This window comes from Halorubrum sp. Ea1, from assembly GCF_002252965.1.
Taxonomy (GTDB): domain Archaea; phylum Halobacteriota; class Halobacteria; order Halobacteriales; family Haloferacaceae; genus Halorubrum.
The window spans coordinates 61,532-86,163 of record NZ_NHPG01000125.1; the positions used below are offsets into that span (position 1 = coordinate 61,532).

Consider the following 24,632-nt stretch of genomic DNA (forward strand, 5'->3'; position numbering starts at 1 on the left):
AACGGGTATGTACGGGGTCGTCACGCGCAACGCCGACGAGGTCAAGATGGAGCCGTTCGACCTCGGCTTCTACGAGGTGAAAGACGTCACGGGGCGGTCGGCCGCGCCGCTCCCGAACGCGGTGAACATGGTGTCGTGTTTCGGAGACAACGCCGCTGCCGGCGAGAACCCGGACCTCGTCCCCGTCGACGAGCGCGGCGAGCCGGCGACCCGCGACCGCGACTACTTCGACTGGGCGTACATCTGCCCGACGCACCCGGAGTACCGCGAGGGTCTGCTGGAGATAATCGAGGACTGCGCCGCCGAGAGCGACGACGTGCGCCTCGACGACGTGGGGTTCCCGCGCGAGGGGTTCTGTCGCTGCGACCGCTGCGAGCGGCTGTTCGCCGAGAGCGACCGCGAGCGCTGGAGCGACTGGCGCGCCGACGTCATCACCGGGTTCGTCGCCGACGCCGCCGAACTGGTCCCCGGCCGCGTGCTGCTCACGCTGTACCCCGACCCGTATCCAGGCCACCTCAGAGCGCGCGCCGGCCTGGACCTCGATCGACTCGCCGACCACGTCGACGAGTTCGTCGTCCCGCTGTACGACACCGAGTACGCGACGACCTACTGGCTGGAGGCGATCGCCCGCGGCTTCCGGACGCGGCTCGGCGGCGACTACGACGTCCACGGCGCGCCGCCGGAGACGCCGTTCTCGCTGGAGCTGTACGCGGTCGACGTCGCCGTCGACGACCTGATCCACGCGACCGAGGTCGCCGAGACGTACGCGAAGGACGTCTTCTTCGGGTACGACGCCAACAACGCGGCCGCCGCGCTCCGCCGGAAAGACGCGGACGGACGCGACGGCGAGGTCCACCGGCCGGACTGATCGCGACGGCGATTCGGGGGCGCCTCGCGAGCGCCTCGTCCCGGCGGCTCTGTGAAGGAGGGTTTATATACCGTCGCGGCCGACACCTACTCGACCGGCCGCCGGCGTGCGACACACCGGTCGTCTCGCGTTCGCGCGAGGCGGTCGCCTTTCAACGTCCGCGCCGTAGCGGCGGTCGTCCTACAGTCGTGAGCCGCCGGCTCGTCCGAGACAGCGGCGACTCACCGGTCGACTTCGCCCATGATCGTGTCTAAGCTCCCCAGCGACGCGATCAGGTCCGGAATCGCCTCGCCGTCGGCCATCTCGGGAAGCGCTTGGAGGTTCGAGAAGGAGGGCCCGCGGATCTTGAAGCGGGCGGGCTCGTCGGTGCCGTCCGCGCGAATGTAGATGCCGAGCTCGCCCTTGGCGGCCTCGACAGCGCGATAGATCTCCGTGTCGTCGTCCGGTCGGAGCGTGCGGGGCACGTTCGCCTGAACCGTCCGCTCGTCTTCTGGCCAGTCCTCGAGCAGGTCGACGCACTGCTCGACGATCTTCGCGGACTCCTCGACTTCGCGCATCCGGACGAGCAGGCGACTGTAGTTGTCGCAGCCGTCTTCGGTGACGACGTCCCAGTCGAGGTCGTCGTAGTAGCCGTACGGGTCGTCGCGGCGCAGGTCGTAGTCGACGCCCGACCCGCGGAGCACGGGCCCCGTGCAGCCGTACTCCTTCGCGACCTCCGGGGGGAGAACGCCGGTGTCGACCGTGCGCAACTGGAGGATCTCGTTGCGAGTGAGGAGGTCGTGGTACTCCTCCAGCCGACGCGGGAGGCCGTCGAGGAACGTCCGCACCGTCGAGAAGAACTCCTCGCGGGGTTCGGGGAGGTCCCAGGCGACGCCGCCGAGCCGGAAGTAATTGAACATCAGCCGCTGGCCCGTCAGGTCCTCTAAGACGTCCTGGACCCGTTCGCGCTCCTGGATCGCGTACATGAACGTCGCGGTGAAGTCGCCGATCACGTCGAGCGCGTACGCGCCCATCGCCAGCATGTGCGAGAGGATCCGGCTGCACTCGGCGCCCATCGTCCGGATGACCTGCGCGTACTCCGGCACCTCGATATCGGCGAGGTCCTCGGCCGCGCGGGCGTACGCCCACTCGTTCAGCAGGCCGCCACCGCCCCAGTCCCAGCGGTCGGGGTACGGCATGATCTGATGGCGGTACGTCCCGGACTGGGCCATCTGCTCCTCGCAGCGATGGATGTAGCCGATGTCCGGCTCCACGCCGACGACGTCCTCCCCGTCGAGCGTGACTTGCAGGTGGAGGACGCCGTGGGTCGCCGGGTGGTGCGGTCCGATGTTAAGGAGCATCGTGTCGCTCCCGGTCGCCGCGGACGATCCGGGTTCGACGGGCTCGTTCTCGGACAGCGCCGCGATCTGCGGGCGGTCCTGGTCGTACCCCATCGAGAGGGGGTGGCCCTGCCACGTCTCGGGCAGGAGGATCCGCCGGTGGTCGGGGTGGTCGTCGTACCGGATCCCGACGAGGTCGTACGCCTCCCGCTCGTGCCAGTCGGCGGTGCGGAATACGGGCTCGGCCGACTCAGAGACCGGGTCGTCCTTGTCTGCGGGGACGACGACGCCGACCTCCCGAGTCGGGTCATCGAACGATCGGAGGTGGTAGATCGACTCGTACCGGTTCTCGTACTCCTGCGCGGTGACGCAGGCGAGGTGGTCGAATCCGGCTTCCGATTTCAGCCTCGAGAGCGCCGCTTGAACCGCGTCCGGGCGAATCCGAGCGGCGGGCGCGTTCAGGTGCGTCTCGCGTGCCGTGACCAGTTCACGGATCGACGAGAACGGGTCACCCTCCGCGTCGGCGTCCTTCCGTTCGGTCAGCGCGTCGGTCGACATACTCCAACGAACGCGGCCGGAGGACCCGACGCTTCTGCCGGCTCAGTGCGGGTTTTTATAACCTCACCGTCGCCATCGCCTGGCGTGAAGTATCTCCGGATCGAACTCAGATATCCGCCTGACCTCATCCATCCGATACACCGGCTGATCGACGAGTCGGACGCGGTGGATCGGGACGTGCTCCTCCACGGAACGGTCCTCGACGAACCGGACGACACGTTCCTGTTCTACGTGGAGGGCGACATCGACGTGTACACCGACGCTCTTCGGTCAGTCGACCGGATCCGGGAGTTCGAGGTCACCCGGATCGACGAGACGGGCCACTACGTCTTTCTCACGCAGCGACGCGACGCGGTCGACGAGGCGATGTTCGGCCCGCTCCAGCGGACCGGCGTGGTCGTCGTCCCCCCGGTCGACTTCCGCCCGAACGGGGTCGCTCGGCTGACGCTCATCGGGACACAGGGGCCGCTAGGCGACGCGCTCGCGGATCTCCCCGACCGGATCGAGACCACGGTCCTCCGGATCGGCGAGTACGACTGGCGGCAGGACCTCTTCGACCCGGGACTGACCGACCGGCAGTTCGACGCCCTCGCGGCCGCCGTGGAGTGCGGCTACTACGAGTCCCCGCGGAGGGCGACCGTCGAGGCGGTCGCCGAGCGGATCGACGCCGCTCCGAGCACTGCGTCGGAACACCTCAGGAAGGCCGAATCGGCCGTGATGACCGCGTTCATGGAGCTTCGCGACGTGCCGTGAGGCCGAGAGGCCGCTGTGAGCGGCCCGCGTACCGCCGCTAGTGAACCGTCCGGTCGTCGCTCGTGTCGATCGCTTCGATCGGGTCGGCGTTGCCGAACTCCGGGTTCGGACCGTCACCCGGTTCCGCCCAGTCGACCGCGTTCCGGAGCACCCGTCGGACGTCGTCGTTGTAGTAGACCGGGTACGTCTCGTGGCCCGGGCGGAAGTAGAACACCTTCCCGTTGCCGCGGCGGTAACAGCAGCCGGAGCGGAACGTCTCGCCGCCGGCGAACCAGGAGTTGAAGACGAGCGTGTCGGGCGCCGGGATATCGAACCGCTCGCCGTACATCTCCGCCTCCTCGACCTCGATGTACTCGCCGATCCCGTCGGCGATCGGATGGCCCGGCTCGATCGTCCAGAGCCGCTCCGTCTCGGCGGCCTCCCGCCACTTCAGCGAACAGCTGGTGCCCATGAGCCGCTTGAAAATCTTCGAGTAGTGCGCGGAGTGGAGCACGAGGAGTCCCATCCCGTCGAGCACGCGCTCGTGAACGCGGTCGACGACCTCGTCGCGCACCTCGTCGTGGGCGGCGTGGCCCCACCACGTGAGCACGTCGGTGTCGTTTAAGACCTCCTCGGTGAGGCCGTGGTCGGGGCCCTCGTCGAGGGTAGCGGTGCGGACGTCGTGGCCCGCCTCCTCGAAGACCTCCGCGAGAACCGCGTGGATCCCGTCGGGGTAGAGGTCGGCGACGACGTCGCTCTCGCGCTCGTGGCGGTACTCGTTCCAGACCGTGACGCGTGCCATATCGTTCCTGCTCCCCGAATCGACTTGTAGGATCGTATCCGGAGCGAAAACGATTGAAGCGGCGGCGCGCGCCTCTGAGCGCCCGAAGGGCGCGAAGAGCGCGTGCGAGGGACGCCGCGAGCGCCTTTATAAGGCGCGAGCGGCGAGGCTGGGGAGGCGTGAGGTGCGGTTGCCGTGCGAGACGGGGCGGGACTCGAAGGGGCGGCCGCGAGACGGGGGCAGGCGAAGCAAGGACCGCAGGGAGCGAGCATCGCGAGCGACCGAGGACCGCAGCGAGCGTGCGCCCGTCTCGCGGCCGGGGCTTTGGAGGTGTTCTCCGTCGACCCGTCGATCCCGATTTATAAACAGTCGGTCAGAGGCTCGGTAGCGGTCACTCAAGTAGTATATAAATAACCGACAACCGATTATCCCGAGAACTCGGACTCGCTCACCCGGACGACGACCGTCTCCTCCACGTCGCGGAGGTCGTACTCGGGCGTCTCGCCCTGTTTCCGGCGGACGTACAGCGGCTCGACCGGCCGGCCGTCCACGAGTCCGAACACCTTCAGGCGCTGGTCGGTCTCCTCGGGCGGGACGGCGCCGTCGCGGACCTCGCGGGCGAGGCCGCGGGAGAGCCACTCGTCGGTCGAAATCGACGGCTCGCGGACGAGCGCCTCGTCGACGAAGCGCACGAGGTACCAGTTGAGGTCGTTCAACAGCGCGACCGCGGCGCCGAGGCTCACGGTGTCGACGGCGAGGCTGTTCGCGAACGGCTCCTCGATGTCGTACGTCGCGAGCGCGTCCCTGGCGGTCTCGCGAGACAGCAGCTCGTAGGTGAGGTTGACGTCCGGATCGCCGAGGAGACACACCCGCGTCACACGCTATCGGTCTCGCCGGCTCCTCAAATCGGTTGCGGTCGTCGGGGGGCGAGGCGGAGCGACCCTCCGGTCCCGCCGCTCAGAACGTCGAGACGTCGCCGTCGATGACGCTCCGGGCCACGTCGGTGACGTCGGCCAGTTCTCGGTCGACGATCGTCAGGACCTCCGCCTCGATGTCGCCGAGCGCGACCCCCTCCTCGGTGACGAGCTGCGCGTCGGCGACGTGCGGCTCGTCGATCGGGCGGCCGATCTGCGAGAGCAGGCGCACCTGCAGGTCGCGGATCCCGTCGACCTCGTCGGTGACCGACTCGGCGATCCGCGTCGACAGGAGGTTGTATATCTTCCCGATGTGGTTGACGGGGTTCTTGCCGGAGGTCGCCTCCATCGACATCGGCCGGTTCGGAGTGATGAGCCCGTTCGCGCGGTTCCCGCGCCCGACTGACCCGTCGTCGCCCTGCTCGGCCGAGGTGCCGGTGACGGTGAGGTACACCGACCCCTCGTCGTAGTCGTCAGCGGTGTTCACGTCGACGTGGACCTCGCGGTCGGTGTGGTCCTGAGCGAGCCCGGTGACGAACTCGCGCACGTCGTTGACGGCGTCGTCGTACGCGTCCAGCCCGTCCACGTACCGGTCGACCATCGCGGCCGCGACCGTGATGTCGATCCGGTCGCCCTCGCGCTTGCCCATGATCTTCACGTCGGGGCCGAGCTCGGGGTGCTCGTCGTGATACCGGCCGTTGAGCGCTCGCTCGGCCTCGTGGACGATCGTCTCCGTCTCCGTGAGCGGGGCGTGACCGACGCCGAAGGAGGTGTCGTTCGCCATCGGCACCTGCTGGGTCTCCTCGCCGAAGACGTCCTGGAGGTCGCCCGAGCCCTCGCCGAGTTTGACGTCGACGACGACGTCCGTTCCGTACTCCAACTCCGGGATGGCCTCGGCGAGGTAGTCGCGGGCGGCCGCCAGCGCGGTCGAGTCGACGGGGAGCTGCTCGCCCTCGTACTCCTTCGTGGCGCGGCCGACGATGAGCAGGTAGATCGGCTCGACGACCTCGCCGCCGCCGTACGCGGGGGCGGCGCGGCCGGCGACGAGCTGCGTCTCGTCCGTGTTGTAGTGGAGCACCTTGCCGACGCGGTCCAAGTAGAGCTGCGAGAGCGCCCGCGACACCGACTCCGCGACGCCGTCGCAGATCGAGTCAGGGTGTCCGATACCCTTCCGCTCGACGATCTCGACCTCCTGGTCCTCGACGGCCCGCCGGTCGAGGCGGCTGACCTGAATGTTCCGGTCCATTACCTCTCGGTACTCCGTGGGTCGCAGTATAACTTGCGGAAACCTCCCGCGCCCGGGTAATGCTTCGAGGTAATTGTTTGGCAGATGTTGACGCTACTTCGCCCCCGGCCGTCCGACCGAGCGACCGCGCTCTCTCGTCGGCGCTCAGCGGACCGCCTCGTACGCCTCGCCCATCGCGTCCAGCGCCTCGCGGAGTTCGCTCTCGTCGGTCGCGTACGAGATCCGGGCGTGGCCGCGGCCGTGTTCGCCGAACGCCTCGCCCGGGACGACGATCACCCCGCGGTCGATGCACTCGTCGACGAACCCCTCGGGAACGCGTGGCATCGCGTAGAAGGCGCCCTGCGGGGTCGGGCAGTCGAGGCCGATCTCGTCGAACCCCTCCAGGAGCAGGTCGCGGCGGCGTTCGAAGGAGGCCGTCATCTCGTCGACGATCCCGCGGTCGCCGCGGAGCGCGCCCTCCGCCGCGTACTGGGCCGGGGCCGACGCGCAGGCCTGCGCGTACTGGTGGACGCGCAGCATGCGCTCCACGCGCTCGTCCGAGCCGTACACCCAGCCGAGCCGCCAGCCCGTCATCGAGAACAGCTTCGAGGCGGAGTTGACGACGACGACGCTGTCCGTCTCCGCGAACTCCATCGGCGAGTAGTGCTCGCCGTCGAAGACGGTGTACTCGTACACCTCGTCGGAGATACAGAGCACGTCGTGCTCGTCCGCGATCCGCGCGAACTCGCGCACGTCCGCCTCGGAGGATACCGCGCCGGTGGGGTTGCCGGGCGAGTTCACCACGAACGCGGCGGTGTCGTCGGTGATCGCCGCCTCGATCGCGGCCGGGTCGATCGTGAGGTCGTCGCGCAGCGGCGCGGGGACGGGCTCGCCGCCCGCGAGCTTCGTGAGGGCGTCGTAGGAGACGAACCCCGGGTCCGGGATCACGACCTCGTCGCCAGCGCTCACGTGCGCCTCCATCGCGACGTGGAGCGCCTCGCTCCCGCCCGCGGTGGCGATCACGTTCGCGGGGTCTAAGTCGATCCCCTGGTCCCCCCGGTGCTTCTCCGCGATCGCCTCCCGGAGCGACCGGATCCCCTTGTTCTCTGTGTAGGCGTCCGCCTTCCCGTCCTCGATCGCGTCGACGGCCGCCCGACGCGCGTGCGCCGGCGTCGGGAAGTCGGGCTGTCCGAGCCCGAGGTTGATCGCGTCGTCGCCGGCCGCCTCGAACACCTCGCGGATCCCGCTGATGGAGATCCGCTCGACCCTGTCGGAGAAGTTCGGCATATCCGTTCGGGGGCGCCGCCGGGAGTTAGTTCTTGTCACGTCCGCGCTCTCGACGGGGAGGCGCGGCCGGCGGTCACCGCCGCCGGTCCCACACCGGTCGACGGCTCTCCTCGCCGGGACCGCGGTAGAGCGTGCCGTCCTCGTCGAGCGGGAGCGCGAACCGCCCGCGGAGCACGCTGAGCACCTCGGTCGGCTCGGCCCGGAGGAGCGCCTCGTCGACCGCCCTGAGACGGAACTGGGGGCGCCCCGGCCCCATCGGCATCTTGATCGACTCGATCAGCTTCCGCTCCACGAGCGCCCGGCGGTCGTCCGTGAGCTCCTGACCGGGCGCGATCGCGACGCGGCCGCCGTCGGGACCGACCCCGTCGGCGCCGATCCCGGCGCTTCCGGGTTCGTTTCCGGCGCTCCCGGATTCGTCGCCGGTGCTCCACTCGCCGTCGATCCATCGGCGGAGGTCCCGGAACAGATGGTCGTGTCGGGCCGCCAGCGCGACGAACAGGGCCCGATCCGTGACGGTCCCGACTCGGCCGACCGCCCCGTAGTCGAGCGCGTCGAGGACCGCGGCGACGTCGTCCGCGAAGCGGTCGTCGAGGACTCCGCGCGCCGCGGCCAGCAGCCGGGTACGCGAGGGCATCCCGACGGGCGCGGGCGCCGCCGCCTCGAACCGAGCCGATGCGGCGCCGCGCGCGGCGGCGGTCGCGTCGCCCGTCTCGGAGACGAGCGTCCGGTCCGCGCGGGGGCCGGCGACGGCGTCGACGCGGTCCGGCGTCGCGAACACGAGCGAACGCGGTGCGGTCTCGGCCGCCGAGGCGTCGCCGGCGGAGACGGCCTCGCCGGTGAGCGTCCGCAACTCGATCGATCCCTCCGTGACCGACTCGGCCACGGCGGTGCCGAGGACGAACGCCCTCTCGAGCGCGTCGACCGCGCCGGGGCGACAGGCGACCCGCCACGGCTCGCCGTCGGCGGTACGGCTCCGAGCCGCGAGGACAGACGGAAGGAGCCCGAGCGGGACGCCGACGGCGACGACGCCGGACCGCCCCGCGAGCGCCGACTCGATCGAGCCCGCGAGCGCGTCGCCGTACTCGTCGATCGCGACGGCGACCTCGGATGGCTCGGTCGGGGGGTCGCCGCCGGTGGCGGCGGCGGCGGCGCTGTCGTCGCCAGCGGCGGCGCCGTCGCCGCCCGTCGAGGGAGCCATACGGACCGGTGCGTCGGGACCGGAAAGAACGTTGCGCCGGCTCAGGGCGCTCGCGCGAAGACGAGGTAGCCGGTGTGGCCGACGCCCGCGGTGGAGGGGCGCGAGCCGCGCTCCGAGAAGTCCATCTCGCGCTGGATCGTCTCCAGCGTCTCGATACCGTCGAGACCGACATCACGAGCGGCGAGGGCCGCCTCGCGGGTACCCTCGACGAACGGGGAGTAGACGGCGAGACAGCCGCCGGAGACGAGCAGTTCGTCGGCGCGCTCGACGACGGCCGGCGCGTCGCCGGTGTCGAGCGTGAGCGCGTCGAACGGCGCGCCCTCGGCGAGCGCGTCCAGCTCCTCGGTGAGGTCGCCGGTGCGGACCTCGACGCGGTCGGTGACCCCCGCGGTCGCCATGTTGGCGCGGGCGACGTCGGCGAACTCGGCGTCGATCTCGTAGGTGGTCACGTCGGCGCCGGCCCGGCCGAGGTAGGCGGCGAGGATCCCCGACCCGGTGCCGGCGTCGAGGACGCGGTCGCCGCCGGACGCACCGGTGTGGCCCATGACGAGCCCCACGTCGCGGGGCATCATCGGGGCACCGGTTCGTTCGAGGTGGTTGAACAGGTCCGGCCCGCGGAGCTCGCGGACCGCGAAGGCGGTGCCGAGGTGCGTCTCGACCGTGTCCCCGCCCTCGACGTCCTCGGGGACCTCGAGCACGCCGAGGTCGGTGCCGAACTCCTCGCCGGGCTCCAGCAGGTACTCCCGATCCTCGTGAACGAGGAGGTACGCGGCGTCGGTCACGTCGAACCGGTCACTCCAGCTCCGCGATGGCGGCGGCGAGGTCGCCGTCGTTGTCCTCGAGCGCCTCGCGGGCCGTCGACTGCGGGACGCCCGCGCGCTCGGCGACCAGCGCCACGTCCTCGTCGGGGATACCGACGTCGGCGGCCTCGTCGGTCTCGTCGGCCGCGCTGGCGGATCCGCCCTCGACCGCCGAGGGGCCGCCCGCGCCCGCGTCGGCGACCTCTTCCGGGGAGCCGACGATCTGGTAGGTCTCCTGGCCCTGCGCGTCCATCTTGGTGACTTGGGCGCCGTCGAAGACGAGGTCGCCGTCGGCCGTCTCGATGACGACCCGCTCGGCGTCGAGCTCCTCGACGTCGATCCCCATCTGTTTCATCATCTGTTTCATCTTCCGCGGGTTCATGCCGCCTCCTCCGAACATACCAGCGAGTTCGGCCGGACGACACAAAAAGGGTGGCGACACGGGACGCCCCCCTCCTCGACCGGCGGACCGCGGCCGTCGCGACGGACGCCGAGCCGGCCGCCGCGGGGGCCGCGCACGAGACGGCGAACGGCGCCGGGACGACTGGGTTCATACGTCCCGAACACCACCTGCGGGTATGTATCTCGCCGACCGGACCTGGCCGGAGCTCGGGGCGAAGCTGTCGGACGAGTCCGTGGCGCTCGTTCCCCTCGGCTCCACCGAACAGCACGGCCCGCACCTCCCGCTCGCGACCGACCACCTCATCGCCGAGGCGCTCGCGAGCGCGGCCGCCGAGGAGACCGGCGTCGTCCGCACGCCGACGGTCGACGTGGGCGTCAGCCCGCACCACCGGCAGTTCCCGGGGACGATGTGGGTCGACCCGCCGGAGTTCCGGGACTACGTCGAGGGGTTCACCCGCAACCTCGCGTACCACGGGATCGACCGGGTAGTCTACGTGAACGCCCACGGCGGCAACGTCCAGCACCTCCGCGAGGTCGCGCGCCGACTCCACGAGGACGGGACGACGTACGCGTTGGAGTGGATGTGGGACGAGTCGATCCCGGAGCTCGTCGACGAGCTGTTCGAGCACAACGGCCCGCACGCGGGGCCGAAGGAGACCGCCATGATCACCCACATCGCCCCCGAGCTCGTCCGCGAGGACCAGTTCGAGAACGCCCGCGACGACGGGCTCGTCCACCTCGAGGAGTCGGACGCGATGGTCCACGGCGCCCGGACGTTCTTCGACTCGGTCGACAACTCCGCGAACGGCGCCTTCGGCGACCCGACCGACGTGACGCCCGAGAAGGCGGCGCGGCTGTTCGAGGCGGCGACCGACCAGCTCGTACGGCTCGTGGAGTGGCTGGAGGCGCGCGACCGCGAGGAGCTGCTGCCGAAAGCCCGCGTCGAGTCGTCGCCGTACTAGTCGCGGCCGGGCAGCACCGAGTCGAGCGCGGCGTCCGCCTCCTCCCGCCGTCCGTCGAGAACGTCGAACTGCTCGCCGCGACGACGTTCGAGCCACCGCAGCAGGCGAGCGGCCCAGTCCAGCTTCCGCGCCTTCATCGGGCCGACGTCCGGGTCGTCGAACTCCCACCCCGGAAAGACCAGACGGCCGGCACCGACGTGGTCGGCGAGGAAGGCGGCGCGGTCGCCGTCGGTGAATCCGCCGGTGTTGACGACGACTCCCGTCGGCGCCGCCTGCGTCGTCGCCAGCGTCCACTCGTCGTCGAACCGAGGGAGCCACTTCCGGACCGCGGGGAGGTTGTCGCCGTGGGCGTGGGCGGCGACCGGCACGCCCTCGCGCGTCAACGCGGCCGCCGTCTCCGGGTTCTTGTCGAGGTCGGTCACCATGCAGTCGACCGCGACGCCCCGCTCCCGGAGGACGTCGGCGGCGGTCGAGGCGGCGACGACGACGTCGGCGCCGCGGGCGAGGTCGACATCGTCGGCGAGTCTCGGCGCCGCGCCGGCGACCGCGACCGTCGCGCCGCGCCAGTCGCCGAGGCGGTCGAGCGGGAAGGGGGTCGCCAGCCCGGCGGCGACGTCGCGGGCGCGCTCGTCGTCGGCCCGCTCGAAGCCGAAGTCCGCGAGGATCGCCTCGTAGACCGGCTCGAACGTCTCGAAGTTCACGCTCGCTCCCCCGTGTTCGGGCGGGCGGATCGGTCGGCCCGCCCCGGCGCCGCGCAGCGCCGCCGCTGGCGGGGTGGAATATGGTATGGGCCGGAGTAGCACAGAGTACCCCTACCCGCGTGCCCCTCCGGCGTCCGGTCGATTGGTTGTCTGCACGACGGCATAAACTTTCTCTTACTTCCAGCCGGCGTCTATCGTTTCGAGCGCGGTATCGAGCGCGACTGACACGCCGGAAACCGCGGCCGTGACCGCTGAGAGCGCGGTCGGCGTACAGATCAGAAGTCCCGTGGATCCGGTCCCGTCGGCGTCGGGTACGCCGCCGTCGGTCGCGGAGTGCGGGGCGGCGGCGGCGGCGTCGGCCGCGGCCGGGAGCGCGAAGACCGCTCCGTCGACGCCCTCGGCTCCCGCGGTCGCGGCCCGGAGCGCCCCGACGGCCGGCTCCGGGAGGCCGTCGAGTTCGTACGTTCGAACGGCCGCGTCGCCCGCGGCGGCGGGGTCGGCGCCGAGCCGGTCGAGGTGGCGCTCCGCCTCCCGCGCGGTCGTCACGTCGAGTTCCTCGACGGCGACGTCGCCGGCGTCGCGTCCCGACCGGACTCGGTCCCGGGCGAACTCGGCGCCGACGAGCGCCGCGTCGCGGGTCTCCGCGACGTCGTGCGTGCGGATCACGTGCGCGCCGCGCTCGACCGCCATCGACGTGGCCGCCAGCGAGACGGGGAGCGCCTCCTCGGTGGTCCGGCCGGCGATCGTTTTCAAGAAGCTCTTGCGGTTGATCGAGACGAGCAGCGGCCGGCCGTACCCCCTGAACTCCCGTAAGCGGCGGAGCGTCTCGCGGTCGTCGGCGTGGGTCTTCGCCTCGGACCATCCGCCGAAGGCGGGGTCGAGGATCGTCTTGTCGGTGAGGCCGTTCATCGAGAGCGCCTCGTAGATGTCGTCGACGTCCTCGATGGCGCCCGGGCGCTCCAGGTCCGGCGGCGAGGCCATCTTCGAGACGGCGGCGTCGTGCTCGCGGCAGACGCGAGGCATCTCGGGGTCGGCGAACCCGCAGATGTCGTTGACCATGTCGAAGCCGCGCGAGAGCGCCTCGTCAGCGACCTCGTGATACCGGGTCTCGATCGACCAGACGGCGTCGCCGGAGGTCGACTCCATCGTCTCGACCGCGGTGTCGAGCCGGTCAAGCTCCTGGTCGGCCGAGAGCACGTCGAGGTCCTTGTTGGCGGACTCCAGTCCCACGTCGACGATGTCGGCGCCCTCCCCGATCAGCTCCTCGTCGACGTACTCGGCCGCCTCGCCCGGGTCGTCGTACACGCTCGGGTCGTACGGCGACTCCGAAGAGACGTTGAGCACGCCCATGATCCGGGGCGGGTGATCGTCGCCGATTCCGAGTCCCGCGGCGTCCACAGTTCGCATAACAGTACCACGGGCGCGAGCATCATAAACGGGGCGAGTGAGGGATGGCAACGGGTCGCAAGCGAGCGGAGACACGTGTCAGTGTGAGACATGACGGCAGCCGTCGGACACGCGTTATTGCCCTCCGGCACGAAGCACGCGTATGGACACGAAATCCGAAGATCGACTGCTCGGACTCGCGATAGTCGCCCTCCTCGCGACGATGGGGGGCGAACTGCTCGGAAGCCAACTGGTCATGACGGTCGGGGTGACCGTCTTCGCCCTCTCGCTCGTGGCGCTGTTCGCCGTCATGACTGTCGTGCTCGCGGTGAACGTCGCTCGAACGTCGGAACTGAAGTCGATCGAGCCGGCGATGAGCGAGCGGTCTCGCTGAGCGGGGTCACAGCTCGAACGTCAAGACGTCCCCGACCGCGACGCCGTTTCGGTCGGTCCACTTATACGGGACTTCCAGCACGTACCGGCCGGACCCCGGATACGTCTGCTCGCTCCCGTCCTCGTTCGGTCCCGGTTCCGGCGCGTTGTGGATCTCGACGATCGTCCCCTCGGCGTCGGCGTAGACGATGTCGATCCCGAACGACATCTCGCGCATCACGAACGTCAGGTCCTCCCGCGGCGCCGGGAAGACGAACAGCATGCCGGCGTCCTCGGGGAGCGTCTCGGCGTCGCTGAGGCCGAGGAACCGCTGCTCGCCCGTCTCGGCGATCGCGGCGGTCACCCTCCCGAGGCGGTCGCCGTCGGGGGTGCGGGCCTCGACGAGAGTCACGTCGTAGTCGGCGTAGGCGCCGGACGGCCACTCGGCGGCCCGATCCGCGCCGTCGCCGTCCCCGTCGCTCTCGTCGGCCTTCCCGTCGCTGTCGTCGGCGTTCCCGTCGCGCTCGTCGGCCTTCCCGTCGCTGTCGTCGGCGTTCCCGTCGCGCTCGCCGTCGGCTTCCCCGTCGCTCGCGGTCGGTCCGACGCCGGCACAGCCGGCGAATCCCCCGACCGAGCCGGCGCCCATCGCGGCCAGCAGGTCCCGGCGTCGCATCGGGCGGGGTACGAGTCGCTCGCGTATATGCCTCGCGGCGGGAACGGCGAGCGTTCGAGCGCGTCGTCGAGCGGTCCCGCGCGAGGGCGCCGAGGCCGGAACGACGCGCTCGTCCCGGGAAGGACGCGCTTTTATCCGCGCCTCGTCTAGGCGCTCGCATGGCGAAAGTGAGCGTCGGCCTCCGCGGATGGCGGTTCGACGAGGAGGAGATATTCACCGACGACAGCGAGCTCAAGCCGCTCGACGAGATCCCCGAAGGGCCCCGAGAGCGGCTCTTCAGGCTCGTCTCGCTCGTCGAGGAGCCGTGCGACGTCTGTTACCTCGAACACGGCGAAAGCGAGATCCACCGCTGTAACCAGGCCGAGATCGTCTACGGGGAGCCCAACGGCGAGGTGCTGCTCTGCCCCGAACACGAGCCCGAACTGATCTACTGGTACCGCGAAGCGGGCGGGAGCGAGCACGCCGGCGGCCTGGAGTTCGGCGACCGCTTCCACGAGTGGGTCGCGGCCGGCAACGAGGCCCCGGACGGGTACGGCTCCGTCGAGCACGTCGAGGAGGACCCCGACGGGCTCCCGGACCTGCCGGATCAAGAGGAGATCCAAGAACGCGTCGAGCAGGACTTCGAGGGCGACCGGATCGACATCCTCGAACTCGCCGGGAAAGACGACGAGGGGGACGCCGACGACGAACTGGACGAAGACGAGTTCGAGGACGTCGACCTCTCGACCGACTACCCGTCGAACCGATGAGCGGCGCGGACGAGGACGCGGTGGCCGAGGGCGACGCCGATGCCGAGAGCGACGACCGCGCTCGATCCACCCGCCGCGAGCCGGTGGTCGTCGTCGTCGAGCCGGAGACGCCCGGCAACGTCGGCACCATCGCTCGGGCGATGAAGAACTTCGGCCTCTCGGACCTCAAGCTGGTCGACCCGCCGGAGCTGACGGAGGACGGCGAGGCGTACGGCTTCGCCGGCCACGCCCGCGAGGACGTGCTTCCGAACGCGGACACGGTCACGTTCGACGAGGTCGTGGCGAACTACCACACGGTCGGCACCACCGCGATCACCGGCGAGGACGACCGGAGCCACGAGCGGTTCCCGTTCAAGACGCCGGCCGAGCTCCGGGAGTCGCTGCGGGCCGTCGACGCGCCGACCGCGATCGTGTTCGGTCGCGAGGGCCGCGGGCTCAACAACGAGGAGCTCTCGCGGCTCGACGAGGTGTGCTCGATCCCCGCGGACGACGACTACCCCGTCCTGAACCTCGGACAGGCCGCGACCGTACTCCTGTACGAGCTCCGCGAGCTCACCGTCGACGAGACGCAGCTCCCGGACACGGCGGTCACGCGGGCCCCCGAGGGCGACGTGGAGCGCTTCCACGAGTTCTTCGGCGACTTCCTCGCGGCGACCGGCCAGCGCGAGCACGTCCGCGAGAAGAACGCGCTGCTGATGCGCCGGCTACTCGGGCGCGCGCACCCGACCGAACGGGAGGTCCACTCGCTGCTCGGCACGTTCCGCAAGGCGAACGCGAAGCTGGAGCACGCGGATCACCTCGCCGCGAAGTACGACGAGCCGGTCTACCCCCGGGAGTGACCGTGGAGGGAGAGCTCACCGACGACGTCGAGGGCGACACCGTCGACGGCGACGCGGCCGGCGGCGACGCCACCGAGGACGACGCCGCCAGCGACGACGCCGCCGGCGACCTCTGGGCCGGCGTGCGCGACGTGTCGCCGCTCATGCTCGGTATCGTCCCGTTCGCGCTCGTCGCGGGCATCGCCGCCGTCGACGCCGGCCTCGGGCTGGCGGAGGCGGTCGGCATGTCCGTGATCGTGTTCGCCGGCGCCTCCCAGCTCGCCGCGCTGGACCTCCTCGGATCGAACGCCCCCCTCGCGGTCGTCGTCGGGACGGCGGTCGTGATCAACGTCCGGATGGTGATGTACTCGGCCTCAATCGCGCCGTACTTCGCCGAGTACGGGCGCCGGCTCCGGGCCGGCCTCGCGTACGTGCTCACCGACCAGGCGTACGCCATCTCGGTCGCGGAGTTCGAGGAGAACTCCGCCCGGAGCCGCTGGCGGTACTACCTCGGCGCGGCCGCGTCGCTGTGGGTCGTCTGGCAGATCGGCACGGTCGTCGGCGTCGTGGTCGGCGCCGGCGTCCCCGACGCGTGGGGGCTCACGTTCGCGGTGCCGCTCGTCTTCCTCGCGCTGCTCGTCCCCGCGATGAAGGACCGACCGACGACCGCCGCCGGCGTCGCGGCCGGCGCGGTCGCCGTCGTCGCGGCCGGCCTCCCGCTGAACCTCGGACTGCTCGTCGGCGCGGTCACGGGGATCGCCGTCGGCCTCGCGACGGAGGTGGTCGAGGCGTGACCGGCGCGCCCCTCGGCACGGGCTCCCCGCGCGTCTGGGTCGCCATCCTCCTCATCGGGATCGCCACCTACGGGTTCCGGCTCTCCTTCATCCACCTGTTCGGCCGGATCGACGAGGTGCCCGCCCGGGTAAAACGCCCACTGCGGTACGTCCCGCCCGCGGTGCTCGCCGCGCTCGTGCTCCCCGATCTGGTGACGCTGCGCCCCTCCGTCGCCGCGACCCTCCTCGACGAGCGGCTGATCGCGGGCGCCGTCGCGGGCGTCGTCGCGTGGCGGACGGAGAACGTGTTCGCGACGATCGCGGTCGGGATGGGCGTGCTGTGGCTGTTTCGGTTCGTCGTCTTCGCGTGAGGCGCACGACCCGGCCCGCCCGTCGGCCCGGACGCCGCCCGGCGCTCTTATCGGATCCGCTCCGGATAACGCCGCGCGAGAAGGGCGGCCGCGACGGCGCAGACCGCGGCGAACGGGACCGCGGTCGCGACGCTCACGAGCCCGCGAGCGGGCGGCACGGCGTACGAGACGGCGGCGACGGCGAGGATCGCGTACCCGAAGGCGGCGATCCCGAGCAGAGCCGGTCGCGCCCGCGGCGAGCGCCAGAGCCGCGTCCGCGTCGCGGCTCCGGTGACGATCCCGGCCGCGATGCCGACCGGCAGCCCGACGATCGCCGAGAACGCGATCCGGGCGGCGAGCGCCTCGGTGATAAGGGCGGCGACGACGAGGAACGTAGTGATCGCGACGCCGAGCGCCGCGAGGGGACGGGCGTTCATGCCGGGCGGAATGGACGGCTTAGGACTTAAAAGGGCCGCCGCTACCGATCGCGATCGGTGAGTCGATCGGGCGAAGACGCCTCGCGGTCTCCGAGGCCGTCACCGGCCGACTCGTCGCGATCGGTCGCGCGGCCGAAGCGGGACCCCCGCTCGGCCTCGCGCTCCCTGACCGCGGCGAACCGCTGAGCGGCGTCGGCGACCGAGTCGAGGACGGCGAACGTGCGGTAACTGAGGTACGCTCCGAACGTGAGTCCGAACGCGACGATGAGGCCGAGCAGGATCTGCCCGAGAATCAAGACCGAGTAGACGAACGTCAGGAGGGCCACGGTCGCGGCGGCCGTCCCGAGTCGGGTGCGGAGGGCCTCGGAGGGCGAGAGCGGGTCGTGCGCCATGCGCCCCGCTACCGGCCCGGGACACTAAAAAATGGCTGGCGGTCGGCAGGGACGGGGCGACCGTCCTCAGTCGTCGGCCGGAGCCGCGGAGTCGCCGGCGGAGACGCCGGTTCCGGGGCCGATGTCGATGCCGAGGTCGGCGAGCTTCTCGTCGGGGACGACGCCGTCGACCCAGCCGCGGGTCTCGTAGTACTCCGCCTTCATCTCGTCGAGCTCGCAGAGCTCGCCCTCGCTGGCGCCCGTGCCGGGGATGGCGTCCGGGTGCCCGTCGATGAAGCGGTTCGGCAGCGTGTCGTCCGCGCCGTCGAAGCCGGCGAGGTTGTTGAAGTAGCGTTCGAGGTTGTACACCCGCTCGCCCGCCTCGAACAGCTCGTCCTCGGAGACGTCGCGGCCGGTCATACCGTTGTACTGGAGGACGTACTCCTCGATCCCCTCGGCGAACGCGCTGAACTTGCAGATGTCGAACGAGTCCGACACCGCGTGCAGGTCCTGGAAGGTGGCGGTCAGCTCGCCCTTGCCCTCCCACTCGTACGGGTCGACCTTCTCCGGGATCCCGAGGATCTCGGCGGCCGGCGTGTAGCCGCGCAGGTGGCACGCGCCGCGGTTGGAGGTCGCGTACGCGATCCCCATTCCCTTCATGCAGCGCGGGTCGTAGGCGGCCATCGTCTGGCCCTTGACCGAGAGCTTGTTGCCGTGGGCGTCCTTCGCGTCGGCGACGCGCTCGGGGCCCTCCGCGAGGAGGTCGCCGAGGTCCGAGGAGCGGTGGCCGATCTCGTCGAGGAGGTCGACCATCGTCTCGGAGTCGCCCCAGTCGAGGTGGCCGACGCCGTCGAGTTTGCCCTCTTCGCTCATCTCCATCGCCATCGCCATCATGTTGCCGGCCTCGATGGTGTCGATGCCGAGGTCGTTACAGCGCTGGAGCATCAGCGCGATCTCGTCGCGGTCGGTGTGTCCGGAGTTCGGGCCGAGCGCCCACGCGGACTCGTACTCGTACGACTCCGTGCGGACGTTCATGTCCTCGCCCTTGTGCTGGAACTGGACCTCGACCTCCTTCTTGCAGGCGACCGGGCAGGAGTGACAGGTCGGCTCGTCGACGAGGATGTTCTCGCGGACGTTCTCGCCGGAGACGCGCTCGGCGTCGACGTCGATCCCCTCGGTGTCGTTGTACGCCTCGGTCGAGGTGTACTTCGCGTTCTTCGTCGGGAGACCGTCCATCTCCTCGGTCGCGTTCATCAGGACGTTCGTCCCGTACATCGAGAGCCCGCCCTCGTTGGGCGCGGTGACCTCCGACTCGCGGATGACCTCCATCGCCTGCTGGTACCCCTCCTGGAACGTCTCGGGGTCGGCCGGTTTCGGCATGTCGGTGCCGCTCTTCACGACGACCGCCTTCACGTTCTTCGCGCCCATCACGGCACCCGTGCCGCCGCGACCCGAGGCACGGTCGTCCTCGTTCATCACGCAGGCGTAGCGAACGCCGTTCTCGCCGCCCTGCCCGATAGCCATTACGGAGAGGTTCTTGCCGACCGACCCGTCGACCTCCTCGCCGAGAGCGTCGACCGTGTCGTGAACGCCCTTCCCCCACAGATGGGAGGCATCGCGCGTCTCGACCTCGCCGTCCTCGACGAACAGGTAGACGGGGTCCTCGCTCTCGCCGTCGAGGAGGATCCCGTCGAGTCCGGCCCACTTGAGTCGGGCACCGGACCAGCCGCCGTGGTGCGAATCGGTGACCGTTCCCGTCAGCGGGGACTTCGTCACGAGCGCGATCCGACCGCTCATCACGGTCTGGGTCCCCGTGAGTGGCCCCGTCATGAAGGCCAACCGGTTGTCGGGCCCCATCGGATCCACGTCCGGACCGGCGTCGAAGACGTACTTGACGCCGAGCCCGCGCGCGCCGATGTACTTCTCCGCGTCTTCCTCGTCGATCCCGTGGTAGTTGACCGCTCCCTCGCCGAGATCGACCTGTGCAACTCTGTCTCTGTAGCCACCCATTTCAGTCATGTAATGCTCGTTCATTATAGATGTACCACAGCGTGTTAGATGTTCACCTCCGACCGAAACCGATATGCGTTACATCGGTCCCCGGCCACGAGCGTTGTGGTACATAAACGCCGACGAGGCTGGCAATCCGGAGATCCGCAGACGACGAGGGGTTCGAAACGGGACCACACGCGCGTGCCAGCGGGAGTGCTATCGAGCGGTTTCGACGGGACCGTCGCGGAACCGCCGTTCGGGCGTCCCGATCCGGTCCCGTTCCGTCGCCGCCATTCCGCACGGCTAACTACGTCCGGCGAGAACGACGCCGCGTGGCCGATCCCGATCGGGACGGGGGTGCGTCGACTGTTCGCCGGCATATCGAGACCGGCGCGTTCGCGCTCGTGCTGTTCCTCTCGTCGGTCGTCCCGGTACCCGGCGGCTTGGCCGCGGGCAGAGACGGGAGCGGAGTCGTCTCGTCGCTCGCCGCGCTCGGGATCGGGCCCACCGATCCGCTCCACTTCGTCGGCTACGCGGTCCTCGCCGCGCTCCTGGCTCGAACGACCGGAGCGACCCGTCGTGGACTGGTCGTCTCCGTCGGCACGGCGGTCGCGTTCGGGTTCGGGGTCGAACTCGTGCAGTCGACGATCCCGTGGCGATCGTTCGCCCGGGGAGACGTCGCCGTCAACGCGCTCGGCGCGATCGCCGGCGTGGGAGGGTACGCGCTCCGGCAACGATGATCCGGCCGTAACTAGGGTTCCGTCGCTGCGGGGAGGACTCCACGTTCCTCGATGACGACACGGCTTTACGCGCTCGCCCGCTTCCTCCGGTAATGAGCAAGCCGAGCCCCGACGCGTACGAGCAGGGGCGCGGGATGGACGCGCACAACGCCGTGATGCGCGACATCCGCGCCGAGCGCTCGGAGACGTACGACCCGACGCAGCCGACCCGCGTGTGGATCGACGAGGACAACACGCCCGACGGGGTCGTGAACTCCCTCACGATCATCCTGAACACGGGCGGCTGTCGTTGGGCCCGCGCCGGCGGCTGTACGATGTGCGGCTACGTCGCCGAGTCCGTGGAGGGCGGGAGCGTGGCCCACGAGTCCCTGATGAACCAGATCGAGGTGTGTCTCGACCACGAGCGCGAGGAGGCGGACGCGCCGGCCGAGCTGATCAAGATCTACACGTCGGGCTCGTTCCTCGACGAGCGCGAGGTGCCCGCGGAGACCCGCCGGGCCATCGCCGAGACGTTCGCGGACCGGGACCGTATCGTGGTCGAGTCGCTGCCGGACTTCGTGAGCCGGGAGAAGATCGGCGACTTCGCCGACCACGGCATCGCGACCGACGTGGCCGTCGGGCTGGAGACGGCCACCGACCGCGTCCGCCACGACTGCGTGAACAAGTACTTCGACTTCGCCGACTTCGAGGACGCCTGCGCAGAGGCCGCCGACGCCGACGGCGAGTTCGACGCGGACGTGGGGATCAAGGCGTACCTCCTCATGAAGCCGCCCTTCCTCGCGGAGCCGGAGGCCGCCGCCGACATGATCGACTCGATCCGTCGCTGCGCCGACGTCGACGGGTGTCACACCGTCTCGATGAACCCGACGAACGTCCAGCGCTACACGATGGTCGACGAGCTGTTCTTCGAGGGCGGCTACCGACCGCCGTGGCTCTGGTCGGTCGCGCACGTCCTCGAGGAGACCGCCGACGTCGACGCCATCGTCGTCTCCGATCCGGTCGGACACGGCTCCGACCGCGGCGCGCACAACTGCGGCGAGTGCGACGACCGCGTCCAGACCGCGGTCAAGGACTTCGACAAGCGCCAGGACCCGAGCGTCTTCGACCAGGTCTCCTGCGAGTGCGAGGCGACGTGGGAGCACGTGATGGCGGCGGAGACGAGCTACAACATGCCGCTGGCGCGGTAGGGGCCGATCGACCGGAAACGACGGCGACCGGCGTCGGTCGTTTTATTCAACTTCTCGAAACGATCGTAGCGGTTTGAATCGAATAGCGTCGTGTTTTTGATTCACAGATCGGAATATACCGAACGATCAGGTCGAACAAGACCCATATACGTCCGGATACTACGGGAATACATGAACGCAGTCGCCAGCGGTCCCCGGTCGTCCCGCCGGAAGTCGGTCCTCTTCTGTGCGGAGTGCAGCTTCCAGAACCCCGTCTCGGAGGGGTGGCTCGTCGTCAGCGACGGCGAGGAGCGCACCATCGTCTGTCCCGAGTGCGGTCACGTCGCCGACCACCGCACGGAGCGGTCCGCGCCGTCGCCGAAGCGCGCGGACTGAGGAATCCGAACTGAGCGGTCCGCGGTCGGCCGACCGAGTCCCTCCTATTTTCGCTCCGGTGCCCGCTCGGCGAGCACCGGGATCTCGTCCAGTCGCTCCGAGTCGAGCGCGTCCCAGTCGATCCCCGACGGGCGCTCGTAGGGCGTCTCGGTTCGGACCGTCCGTTCGGGGGTGACGATCAGGTCGAGCGGGACGTCGTGCGCGTCCGGAGCCGGGAGCGATGGTGACGGGGCGGCGCCGCGCTCGTCGCCGAGGTCGCCGGCGAGCGCCGACTCCGGCCCGTCGATCACGGACAGCTCGTGGACCGTGGTCGCGACGGTCGTCTGGTCGGTGACCGCGTCGAGCTCGCGGAGCACGCCCCACTCCAAGTCGCTGTACCCCTCGCCCTTGCCGATCCGCGCGCCGTCGGTCGTCACCGCGACCGAGCCGGCGACCACGAGGTCGACGTGCGGGACGTCCTCGGGCGCGACCGGCGTGCCGTGCGTCGAGATGCCAGAGACGGTGGTGGCGTCGTCGACCGTCGGCCGGTCGGTGGCGTCGTGGTCGGACCCCGCGAGTTCGTCGGGGTCGAGCCGGAGGAACGGGTTCGGATCGCGCAGGCGGGGCTGCGCGACGTACACCGTCTTGCCGGCGCGGAGCGCCGCGCGCCTGACCGGTAACTGCGGCGCGTCGGGGTTGCACTTGAGCGTCGCGGCGTCGGCCCACTCGGCGGTCTCGGTCAGTCGCTCGCACGCCGCGTCCGCCCCGGCGAAGTTCGGGATCCGGTCGTGGGGCGGGAACGGGAACCGCGCCTGGTCGCCCGCCTCGAACGCGTCCCAGACGGCCTCGCGGACGGCCTGTTTGTCCATGCGAGAGGGAGCGCGCGCGGCGACAAGTAACCCCCGAACGCGGACCCGAGGCGAGAGGCGTCGCCGGTCGCGATTCGGTCCGGTCCGCCGGTCGATCGGTCGATCGGCCGATACTCACCGTCGGTCTTATATATCAGATCGGTGTTGATTCGGCGTATGTTAGAAGACGGGCTCTCGTATCCGATACGGGGCGACTGGGTCGGGCGAATCGTCATCGGCGGCGTGCTGGGGTTCCTCTCGGTCCTCGTCGTCCCGGCGTTCATCATCGTCGGCTACCTCGTTCGGGTTCTGGAGAAGACGATCGGCGGCGACGAGGTGCCGCCGGAGTTCACGGACTGGGGCGACCTGCTGATGAAGGGTCTGATCGGGACGATCATCACGATCGCGTACACGGTGATCCCGGTGGTCGTGTACGCGGTCGTCGTCGGGGTCGTGTCCGGAGCGGGCGGCGCCATCGGCGGCGACACCGGCGCGCTCGTCGGCGTCGTCGGGCTGCTGTTGACGCTGGCGTTCATCCCGGTGTTGTTCCTCGTCTACTACGCCGTTCCCGCCGCGCTGTCGGCGTACGCGGCCCGCGGGGAGCTGGGGGCCGCGTTCGACGCGGACCTCCTGAAGCCGGCCCTGTTCAGTACCGAGTACCTCGTCGCGGTGCTCATGCCCATCGTCGTGGCGGTCGTCGTCTGGATCGCGACCGCCGTGCTGGCCGTCACCGTCGTCGGCCTCCTGCTCGTCCCGTTCGTCCAGTTCTACGGGCAGGTCGCCGTCTTCCGGATGTTCGGCTCGGCGTTCGCGACCGTGAACGATCGCATCGAAAGCGGGCCGGCCGGGGGCGCGGCGAGCGCGGTCGACGACGACACGGCCCGCTGAGGACGCCGCGGTCGGCGTTGCGGGCCGAGGCCGACGACGCGCCTTTTAAACCGCTCAGTCGCCCACGTACGCGTATGTTCGAAGACCGGCCGGACCGCGACGCCGAGGTCGTCCTCGTGGGGCGCTCGAACGTCGGCAAGTCCACGCTGATGCGCGAGCTCACGGGTCATGACTTCTCGACGGGCGGCAAGCCGGGCGTCACCCGGCAGCCGAACCACTTCGACTGGGCCAGCGAGAGCTTCATGTTCACGGACCTGCCCGGATTCGGGTTCATGTCCGGCGTCGAGGAGGAGCACCGCGAGGCGATCAAGACGAACATCGTTCGCTACCTGGAGGAGAACGCCGACTCCATCCTCGCGGGCGTCGTCGTGATGGACGGGAAGGCCGCCGTCGACATCATCGACCGCCACGCCGAGCGCGGGAACATCCCCCACGACGTGGAGATGTACGGCTTCCTAGAGGACGTCGGCGTCGAGCCCATCGTCGCCGTCAACAAGACCGACAAGATCGACGACCTCGACGAGCGACTCGACGAAATCTGCGACCGGCTGGGACTGTACCCGCCGTGGCAGCAGTGGTCCGATCGGATCGCGCCGATGTGTGCGAAGCGCGGCGACATCGAGGCGCTGGAGGAGTGCCTCCGGACGCGCTTCCACGAGCACAACCGCGACGACCTGCTGAAGTTCGTCTCCTGATCGGTCGTTTCGGACGGGACCGTGAGTTCGGTTCTGAAGGTCGCACGCGTTCGTTTATAAATCGATGCTGGCGACTCGGCAGTGAACGCCCTCAAAGCCCCAGCCGCTCGGCTATACGCAGTTGCTTGGAGGCCGATGACGAACACCTCCAAAGCCCCAGTCGCGACGACTCGCGCGACTCGTTGCGCTCCTCGTTCGTTCGCTCCGCTCACTCACTGCGGTGCTTACTTCGTCGGGCTTCGTCCTCGCGAC

At 70.0% G+C, this 24,632-nt stretch carries 28 protein-coding genes; 13 read left to right on the forward strand and 15 right to left on the reverse strand.

Features of this window, described 5'->3' with window-relative positions:
- The first annotated feature begins 7 nt into the window (after positions 1–7).
- Positions 8–868: a hypothetical protein gene (locus tag DJ73_RS15545; protein ID WP_094558409.1), complete on the forward strand. Its 861-nt coding sequence runs from the start codon at positions 8–10 to the stop codon at positions 866–868.
- A gap of 221 nt (positions 869–1,089) precedes the next feature.
- Here the strand turns inward: DJ73_RS15545 and DJ73_RS15550 are convergent, their stop codons facing one another.
- Complete coding sequence (locus DJ73_RS15550) at positions 1,090–2,745, reverse strand: NADH-quinone oxidoreductase subunit D (RefSeq protein ID WP_094522169.1); 1,656 nt, start codon at positions 2,743–2,745, stop codon at positions 1,090–1,092.
- An 84-nt stretch (positions 2,746–2,829) separates the two neighbouring features.
- On the opposite strand from DJ73_RS15550, the gene DJ73_RS15555 reads away from it, so the two are divergent.
- The gene (locus tag DJ73_RS15555; protein ID WP_094522170.1) at positions 2,830–3,498 is read left to right on the forward strand and encodes a helix-turn-helix domain-containing protein; all 669 of its coding nucleotides are present in this window, start codon (positions 2,830–2,832) and stop codon (positions 3,496–3,498) included.
- 37 nt (positions 3,499–3,535) lie between these two features.
- Here the strand turns inward: DJ73_RS15555 and DJ73_RS15560 are convergent, their stop codons facing one another.
- From DJ73_RS15560 to DJ73_RS15590, 7 genes are all read right to left on the reverse strand, one after another.
- A complete protein-coding gene (locus DJ73_RS15560; protein ID WP_094522171.1) occupies positions 3,536–4,279 on the reverse strand; it encodes a ThuA domain-containing protein in 744 nt (247 codons plus the stop codon).
- A 404-nt stretch (positions 4,280–4,683) separates the two neighbouring features.
- Positions 4,684–5,136: a DUF5804 family protein gene (locus DJ73_RS15565; protein WP_094558410.1), complete on the reverse strand. Its 453-nt coding sequence runs from the start codon at positions 5,134–5,136 to the stop codon at positions 4,684–4,686.
- 79 nt (positions 5,137–5,215) lie between these two features.
- Positions 5,216–6,418, reverse strand: coding sequence for a methionine adenosyltransferase (locus DJ73_RS15570; protein ID WP_094558411.1), 1,203 nt, complete (start codon positions 6,416–6,418; stop codon positions 5,216–5,218).
- Between the two features lie 144 nt (positions 6,419–6,562).
- A complete protein-coding gene (locus DJ73_RS15575; RefSeq protein ID WP_094522174.1) occupies positions 6,563–7,684 on the reverse strand; it encodes a pyridoxal phosphate-dependent aminotransferase in 1,122 nt (373 codons plus the stop codon).
- 73 nt (positions 7,685–7,757) lie between these two features.
- On the reverse strand, positions 7,758–8,882 hold the full coding sequence (locus DJ73_RS15580) for a DUF5821 family protein (protein WP_094522175.1): 1,125 nt from the start codon (positions 8,880–8,882) through the stop codon (positions 7,758–7,760).
- Between the two features lie 41 nt (positions 8,883–8,923).
- Complete coding sequence (locus DJ73_RS15585) at positions 8,924–9,664, reverse strand: tRNA (adenine-N1)-methyltransferase (RefSeq protein ID WP_094558412.1); 741 nt, start codon at positions 9,662–9,664, stop codon at positions 8,924–8,926.
- A gap of 10 nt (positions 9,665–9,674) precedes the next feature.
- On the reverse strand, positions 9,675–10,082 hold the full coding sequence (locus tag DJ73_RS15590) for a nascent polypeptide-associated complex protein (RefSeq protein WP_094522177.1): 408 nt from the start codon (positions 10,080–10,082) through the stop codon (positions 9,675–9,677).
- A 178-nt stretch (positions 10,083–10,260) separates the two neighbouring features.
- Between DJ73_RS15590 and DJ73_RS15595 the strand changes: the two genes are divergently transcribed.
- Entirely contained in the window at positions 10,261–11,046 is a 786-nt protein-coding gene (locus tag DJ73_RS15595; protein ID WP_094522178.1) for a creatininase family protein, read from the forward strand.
- Here DJ73_RS15595 and DJ73_RS15600 read toward each other — a convergent pair.
- Together DJ73_RS15600 and folP are read right to left on the reverse strand one after the other, a co-directional pair.
- A complete protein-coding gene (locus DJ73_RS15600) occupies positions 11,043–11,747 on the reverse strand; it encodes a 6-hydroxymethylpterin diphosphokinase MptE-like protein (RefSeq protein ID WP_094522179.1) in 705 nt (234 codons plus the stop codon). The genes DJ73_RS15595 and DJ73_RS15600 overlap by 4 nt on opposite strands.
- A 174-nt stretch (positions 11,748–11,921) precedes the next feature.
- A complete protein-coding gene (gene folP / locus DJ73_RS15605) occupies positions 11,922–13,154 on the reverse strand; it encodes a dihydropteroate synthase (protein ID WP_094522180.1) in 1,233 nt (410 codons plus the stop codon).
- 142 nt (positions 13,155–13,296) lie between these two features.
- Between folP and DJ73_RS15610 the strand changes: the two genes are divergently transcribed.
- Positions 13,297–13,527 carry a hypothetical protein gene (locus DJ73_RS15610; protein ID WP_094522181.1) on the forward strand — a complete coding sequence of 77 codons (231 nt, stop codon included), beginning with the start codon at positions 13,297–13,299 and terminating at the stop codon, positions 13,525–13,527.
- A 6-nt stretch (positions 13,528–13,533) separates the two neighbouring features.
- Here the strand turns inward: DJ73_RS15610 and DJ73_RS15615 are convergent, their stop codons facing one another.
- The gene (locus DJ73_RS15615) at positions 13,534–14,178 is read right to left on the reverse strand and encodes a DUF192 domain-containing protein (protein ID WP_094558413.1); all 645 of its coding nucleotides are present in this window, start codon (positions 14,176–14,178) and stop codon (positions 13,534–13,536) included.
- Positions 14,179–14,336: 158 nt separating this feature from the next.
- Between DJ73_RS15615 and DJ73_RS15620 the strand changes: the two genes are divergently transcribed.
- The 4 genes from DJ73_RS15620 (at position 14,337) to DJ73_RS15640 (ending at position 16,889) form a co-directional block, all read left to right on the forward strand.
- Complete coding sequence (locus tag DJ73_RS15620; protein ID WP_094558414.1) at positions 14,337–14,927, forward strand: hypothetical protein; 591 nt, start codon at positions 14,337–14,339, stop codon at positions 14,925–14,927.
- Positions 14,924–15,766: an RNA methyltransferase gene (locus DJ73_RS15625; protein ID WP_094558415.1), complete on the forward strand. Its 843-nt coding sequence runs from the start codon at positions 14,924–14,926 to the stop codon at positions 15,764–15,766. The genes DJ73_RS15620 and DJ73_RS15625 overlap by 4 nt, the downstream gene beginning before the upstream one ends.
- A 143-nt stretch (positions 15,767–15,909) precedes the next feature.
- Positions 15,910–16,539: an AzlC family ABC transporter permease gene (locus DJ73_RS15635; RefSeq protein ID WP_094522194.1), complete on the forward strand. Its 630-nt coding sequence runs from the start codon at positions 15,910–15,912 to the stop codon at positions 16,537–16,539.
- Positions 16,536–16,889, forward strand: coding sequence for an AzlD domain-containing protein (locus tag DJ73_RS15640; RefSeq protein ID WP_094522185.1), 354 nt, complete (start codon positions 16,536–16,538; stop codon positions 16,887–16,889). The genes DJ73_RS15635 and DJ73_RS15640 overlap by 4 nt, the downstream gene beginning before the upstream one ends.
- A 47-nt stretch (positions 16,890–16,936) precedes the next feature.
- Here the strand turns inward: DJ73_RS15640 and DJ73_RS15645 are convergent, their stop codons facing one another.
- The 3 genes from DJ73_RS15645 to DJ73_RS15655 all read right to left on the reverse strand — a co-directional run bounded on the left by DJ73_RS15645 (position 16,937) and on the right by DJ73_RS15655 (position 19,695).
- Complete coding sequence (locus DJ73_RS15645; protein ID WP_094522186.1) at positions 16,937–17,305, reverse strand: hypothetical protein; 369 nt, start codon at positions 17,303–17,305, stop codon at positions 16,937–16,939.
- A 41-nt stretch (positions 17,306–17,346) separates the two neighbouring features.
- Positions 17,347–17,697: a hypothetical protein gene (locus DJ73_RS15650; RefSeq protein WP_094527120.1), complete on the reverse strand. Its 351-nt coding sequence runs from the start codon at positions 17,695–17,697 to the stop codon at positions 17,347–17,349.
- A 66-nt stretch (positions 17,698–17,763) separates the two neighbouring features.
- On the reverse strand, positions 17,764–19,695 hold the full coding sequence (locus tag DJ73_RS15655; RefSeq protein ID WP_094527127.1) for an aldehyde ferredoxin oxidoreductase family protein: 1,932 nt from the start codon (positions 19,693–19,695) through the stop codon (positions 17,764–17,766).
- Positions 19,696–20,000: 305 nt separating this feature from the next.
- Between DJ73_RS15655 and DJ73_RS15660 the strand changes: the two genes are divergently transcribed.
- The 3 genes from DJ73_RS15660 (at position 20,001) to DJ73_RS15670 (ending at position 21,970) form a co-directional block, all read left to right on the forward strand.
- Entirely contained in the window at positions 20,001–20,408 is a 408-nt protein-coding gene (locus DJ73_RS15660) for a VanZ family protein (protein ID WP_094558416.1), read from the forward strand.
- A 92-nt stretch (positions 20,409–20,500) separates the two neighbouring features.
- Positions 20,501–21,595 carry an archaeosine biosynthesis radical SAM protein RaSEA gene (locus DJ73_RS15665; protein ID WP_094522189.1) on the forward strand — a complete coding sequence of 365 codons (1,095 nt, stop codon included), beginning with the start codon at positions 20,501–20,503 and terminating at the stop codon, positions 21,593–21,595.
- A 171-nt stretch (positions 21,596–21,766) separates the two neighbouring features.
- Positions 21,767–21,970, forward strand: coding sequence for a hypothetical protein (locus DJ73_RS15670; RefSeq protein ID WP_094558417.1), 204 nt, complete (start codon positions 21,767–21,769; stop codon positions 21,968–21,970).
- A gap of 44 nt (positions 21,971–22,014) precedes the next feature.
- Here the strand turns inward: DJ73_RS15670 and DJ73_RS15675 are convergent, their stop codons facing one another.
- Positions 22,015–22,818: a 5-formyltetrahydrofolate cyclo-ligase gene (locus tag DJ73_RS15675; RefSeq protein WP_094522191.1), complete on the reverse strand. Its 804-nt coding sequence runs from the start codon at positions 22,816–22,818 to the stop codon at positions 22,015–22,017.
- A gap of 156 nt (positions 22,819–22,974) precedes the next feature.
- On the opposite strand from DJ73_RS15675, the gene DJ73_RS15680 reads away from it, so the two are divergent.
- Together DJ73_RS15680 and engB are read left to right on the forward strand one after the other, a co-directional pair.
- Positions 22,975–23,685 carry a DUF4013 domain-containing protein gene (locus tag DJ73_RS15680; RefSeq protein WP_094558418.1) on the forward strand — a complete coding sequence of 237 codons (711 nt, stop codon included), beginning with the start codon at positions 22,975–22,977 and terminating at the stop codon, positions 23,683–23,685.
- A 74-nt stretch (positions 23,686–23,759) separates the two neighbouring features.
- Positions 23,760–24,380, forward strand: a complete 621-nt coding sequence (gene engB, locus DJ73_RS15685) for a GTP-binding protein EngB (RefSeq protein WP_094522193.1) — start codon at positions 23,760–23,762, stop codon at positions 24,378–24,380.
- Positions 24,381–24,632: the final 252 nt, after the last annotated feature.

Excerpts from the sequence above, each read along its gene's own strand:
- folP (WP_094522180.1), bottom strand. The coding sequence starts at position 13,154 with ATGCGAACTGTGGACGCCGCGGGACTCGGAATCGGCGACGATCACCCG.
- DJ73_RS15665 (WP_094522189.1), top strand. The coding sequence starts at position 20,501 with ATGAGCAAGCCGAGCCCCGACGCGTACGAGCAGGGGCGCGGGATGGAC.
- engB (WP_094522193.1), top strand. The coding sequence starts at position 23,760 with ATGTTCGAAGACCGGCCGGACCGCGACGCCGAGGTCGTCCTCGTGGGG.
- DJ73_RS15595 (WP_094522178.1), top strand. The coding sequence starts at position 10,261 with ATGTATCTCGCCGACCGGACCTGGCCGGAGCTCGGGGCGAAGCTGTCG.
- DJ73_RS15675 (WP_094522191.1), bottom strand. The coding sequence starts at position 22,818 with ATGGACAAACAGGCCGTCCGCGAGGCCGTCTGGGACGCGTTCGAGGCG.
- DJ73_RS15570 (WP_094558411.1), bottom strand. The coding sequence starts at position 6,418 with ATGGACCGGAACATTCAGGTCAGCCGCCTCGACCGGCGGGCCGTCGAG.
- DJ73_RS15620 (WP_094558414.1), top strand. The coding sequence starts at position 14,337 with ATGGCGAAAGTGAGCGTCGGCCTCCGCGGATGGCGGTTCGACGAGGAG.
- DJ73_RS15680 (WP_094558418.1), top strand. The coding sequence starts at position 22,975 with ATGTTAGAAGACGGGCTCTCGTATCCGATACGGGGCGACTGGGTCGGG.
- DJ73_RS15550 (WP_094522169.1), bottom strand. The coding sequence starts at position 2,745 with ATGTCGACCGACGCGCTGACCGAACGGAAGGACGCCGACGCGGAGGGT.
- DJ73_RS15575 (WP_094522174.1), bottom strand. The coding sequence starts at position 7,684 with ATGCCGAACTTCTCCGACAGGGTCGAGCGGATCTCCATCAGCGGGATC.
- DJ73_RS15545 (WP_094558409.1), top strand. The coding sequence starts at position 8 with ATGTACGGGGTCGTCACGCGCAACGCCGACGAGGTCAAGATGGAGCCG.
- DJ73_RS15650 (WP_094527120.1), bottom strand. The coding sequence starts at position 17,697 with ATGGCGCACGACCCGCTCTCGCCCTCCGAGGCCCTCCGCACCCGACTC.
- DJ73_RS15590 (WP_094522177.1), bottom strand. The coding sequence starts at position 10,082 with ATGTTCGGAGGAGGCGGCATGAACCCGCGGAAGATGAAACAGATGATG.
- DJ73_RS15615 (WP_094558413.1), bottom strand. The coding sequence starts at position 14,178 with ATGCGACGCCGGGACCTGCTGGCCGCGATGGGCGCCGGCTCGGTCGGG.
- DJ73_RS15580 (WP_094522175.1), bottom strand. The coding sequence starts at position 8,882 with ATGGCTCCCTCGACGGGCGGCGACGGCGCCGCCGCTGGCGACGACAGC.
- DJ73_RS15635 (WP_094522194.1), top strand. The coding sequence starts at position 15,910 with ATGCTCGGTATCGTCCCGTTCGCGCTCGTCGCGGGCATCGCCGCCGTC.
- DJ73_RS15655 (WP_094527127.1), bottom strand. The coding sequence starts at position 19,695 with ATGACTGAAATGGGTGGCTACAGAGACAGAGTTGCACAGGTCGATCTC.
- DJ73_RS15610 (WP_094522181.1), top strand. The coding sequence starts at position 13,297 with ATGGACACGAAATCCGAAGATCGACTGCTCGGACTCGCGATAGTCGCC.
- DJ73_RS15645 (WP_094522186.1), bottom strand. The coding sequence starts at position 17,305 with ATGAACGCCCGTCCCCTCGCGGCGCTCGGCGTCGCGATCACTACGTTC.
- DJ73_RS15670 (WP_094558417.1), top strand. The coding sequence starts at position 21,767 with ATGAACGCAGTCGCCAGCGGTCCCCGGTCGTCCCGCCGGAAGTCGGTC.
- DJ73_RS15625 (WP_094558415.1), top strand. The coding sequence starts at position 14,924 with ATGAGCGGCGCGGACGAGGACGCGGTGGCCGAGGGCGACGCCGATGCC.
- DJ73_RS15560 (WP_094522171.1), bottom strand. The coding sequence starts at position 4,279 with ATGGCACGCGTCACGGTCTGGAACGAGTACCGCCACGAGCGCGAGAGC.